The sequence below is a fragment of the Actinosynnema sp. NPDC037264 genome (assembly GCF_055603705.1).
Genome location: NZ_JBVJVK010000075.1, coordinates 34,146 through 37,166, shown reverse-complemented (window position 1 = coordinate 37,166; position 3,021 = coordinate 34,146). Strand labels below are relative to the sequence as shown.

General features: G+C 73.0%; 2 protein-coding genes. One reads left to right on the top strand and one right to left on the bottom strand.

Annotated features, from left to right (window positions below):
* Nucleotides 1-114 precede the first annotated feature (114 nt).
* The gene (locus ACZ7GX_RS40850) at nucleotides 115-1,179 is read right to left on the bottom strand and encodes a DUF4037 domain-containing protein (RefSeq protein WP_498785344.1); all 1,065 of its coding nucleotides are present in this window, start codon (nucleotides 1,177-1,179) and stop codon (nucleotides 115-117) included.
* 111 nt (nucleotides 1,180-1,290) lie between these two features.
* Between ACZ7GX_RS40850 and ACZ7GX_RS40845 the strand changes: the two genes are divergently transcribed.
* Complete coding sequence (locus tag ACZ7GX_RS40845; RefSeq protein WP_498785342.1) at nucleotides 1,291-2,886, top strand: alpha/beta hydrolase; 1,596 nt, start codon at nucleotides 1,291-1,293, stop codon at nucleotides 2,884-2,886.
* Nucleotides 2,887-3,021 lie beyond the last annotated feature (135 nt).

Sequence of the window (3,021 nt, the reverse complement as noted above, 5' to 3'; positions counted from 1 at the left end):
CCCCCCCCCCCCCCCCCCCCCCCCCCCCCCCCCCCCCCCCCCCCCCCCCCCTCCCTCTCCCCCCCCCCCCCCCCCCCCCCCCGCCCCCACCGCGTCGTCGGACGGGGGTCCCGGCTAGCCCACCAGCTTCCGGCTCCGGGCGGGGTGTTCGAGCACGGCGGTGCTGTCGGCGCACTGGTCGATCGCGCCGAGCAGCGGCAGGGCGGCCACCTCCGGGTCGGTGATCGCGGCGCGCAGGGCGGTGGTGAAGCGGTCGGCGCGCAGCACCCGGAACGGGCGGTCGTGGTACGGGCGGGTGGTCGGGTCGACCGGTTCGGCCAGGCCCAGGTCGTTGCACCGCGCGGCGATCCGCTCGTACGCCACGGCCAGGTGGTCCTCCCGCGCACGCCAGTCGGTCGCCGCCACCGCGGCCCGCAGCACCGGCACGAGGTCGGCGTAGCGGGCGAACGCGCTGCCGAGCCACTTGTCGTACGGCGGGTAGCGCCGGTCCAGCAGCAGCCGCAACCGCATCAGGTCACGGGTCAGCCTGGCCGCGACCACGGCCGACCCCAGCTCGTCGCCGACCTCGCCGCACCGCCCGACGAACGCCTCCTCCTCCGCGACGCGCGACCACTGGCACGCCGGCACGTGCCGCCACACGTCGTCCGGGTACCACCGCAACGCCTCCCGTGCCGCCGTCAGCACCCCGAGCCCGTCGTGGAACACCGCGCCGGCCGTCGTCTCCGCCAACCGCTGCGTCGGCGCGCCCAACCAGTCCCGCACGGTCACGCCGCGGCGCGGGTCGAACCCCAACCGCCGGTCGAACCACGTGGCCGCGTCGACGACCTCCACCCGGTGGCGCACCGGCCCGTCCGTCACGGCCATCCGCCCGACGCCGTCGTCGTCCGTGCCGACGAAGTGCGTGGGATACCCGAGGAACACCTTGGGCAGGTGCTCGGCCAGCGCCGTCGAGATGTCGTCGGCCCGGGTGTCGTCCGGGTCGAGGAACAGCTGCAGGCGCGGCCCCCATTCGTGGTCGGCGGACCGTTCGGTGTCGAAGCCGAGCACCTCCGAACCGGAGCCGAGCCGGCCCGCGCTGTGCGGCACCTCGCCGAAGTGCGTCCGGACCAGCGGTTCGACCGCCTCCCGGTAGAACCGCTCGGCCAGCACCAAGCCCGGCATGAACCGTCCGTAGGCCACGAATCCTCCGTTCTGCGGGTGTTGCCAGACACGATCGAGTGAAAGCCTCGCGCGATGACGTCGCGGTGTCACTGAGGGGCGACGTCGAGTGAACCGAGGGAGCGCTACCGCATGCAACTCCGTAACAGAGCGCTGGTTCTCGCGCTGGCCGTGGGCACGGCGGTGTCCGGTCTCGTGGGAACCGGCACCGCCGCCGCACAGGAAGCGCGAGGCGCCACCCCCGTCCAGTGGGCGGCCTGCGCCCAGGACGTCCTGGACGAGATCCCGGCCGCGCAGCGCGACAAGGTCAGCTGCGCGAACCACCCCGTGCCGCTGGACCACCGCAAGCCCGACGGGGCCAAGATCACCATCGCGCTGATGAAGCGCCCGGCCGACGACCAGGCGAACAAGGTCGGCTCGCTGTTCATCAACCCCGGCGGCCCGGGCGGCGCCGGCCTGATCTACTCCGCCTACGGCAGCTCGTTCTTCCAGCCGGAGGTCATGAACCGGTTCGACCTGATCGGGTTCGACCCCCGCGGCGTCGGCCGCAGCTCGCCGTTGCGCTGCTTCAAGACCCTCGAAGAGGCCAACGAGGTCTTCGGCCGCATGTCCGGCATCCCGGTCACCCGCACCGAGATCCGCGACACCACGGACGCGACCGAGGACTACACCGACGCGTGCGCGCGCAACGCCGGCCCGTTGCTGAACCACATGTCCACCGAGGCCGTCGCCCGTGACCTCGACCTGCTGCGGCAGGGCGTGGGCGACCGGCAGCTCACGTTCGTCGGCTTCTCCTACGGCACGCTGCTCGGCGCGACCTACGCCAACATCTTCCCGTCGAAGTCGCGCGCCCTCGTGCTGGACGGCAACGTCGACCCGGCGCTGCGCACCTCCGACGGCGCGGAGTACGACCGCCAGCGCGCGCGGGGCTTCGAGCTCGCGCTGGACGCGTTCCTCAAGCGCTGCGACGCCGAGGGCGACAAGTGCGCCTACAGCGACGGCGACCCGCGGGCCAAGTTCGACGAGGTGCGCGACCACCTGCGCACCCGCTCGATCACGCTGCCCACCAACCAGGTCGTGACCTACGACGGCTACATCGGCCGGGTCGCCGGTGACCTGTACGCGCCGACCCGCTTCAAGGCGCTGGCCGCGTGGTTGCAGAGCATCCACGCCGTGCTGCACCCCGGCGCCGCCACGTTCTCCGCGCAGGAGCAGGCCGACCTGCTGCCGCCGTTGGCGAACAAGCGCGGTCTGGCCGACGTCCGCGCCGGGCTCACGGGTGACACCGAGTACCTGGCCGACGACTCGTACTACGGCGTGAACTGCACGGACAAGCCGTTCCTCCGGGTGCCGCAGCTGTTCCCGGCGGTGGCCGCGAAGTGGGAGCGGGAGTCGCCGACGTTCGGCCGCATGCAGGCCGCGTCCGACCTGCTCACGTGCGCGACCTGGCCGGCGCCCTTCCCGGACCGCTGGTCGGGGCCGTGGAACAAGCGCACGCCGAACCCGATCGTCGTCGTGGGCAACTACTACGACCCGGCCACGCAGTACGAGTTCAGCAAGCGCATGGACCGACAGCTCGGCAACGCGCGCCTGCTCAGCGTGGACGCGTTCGGGCACTGCATCCTCGGCGACAGCGCGGGTGTCGACACCTTGGTGACCGACTACCTGGTGAACCTCAAGGCCCCGGCGGACGGCCAGGTGTTCCAGCCGAACGCCCAGCCGTTCTAGCGGCTCCGGGGGGGGGGGGGGGGGGGGGGGGGGGGGGGGGGAGCGGGGGGGAGAAAAAAAAGAGAGGGGCGAGGAGGGGGGGGGGGAAAGGGAGGGGAAGAAGGGGAAGGGGGGGGGGGGGGAAGACAGAGATGC

What these genes read in the sequence shown, in the direction of transcription:
- ACZ7GX_RS40845 (WP_498785342.1), top strand. Translation starts at nt 1,291, where the DNA reads ATGCAACTCCGTAACAGAGCGCTGGTTCTCGCGCTGGCCGTGGGCACG.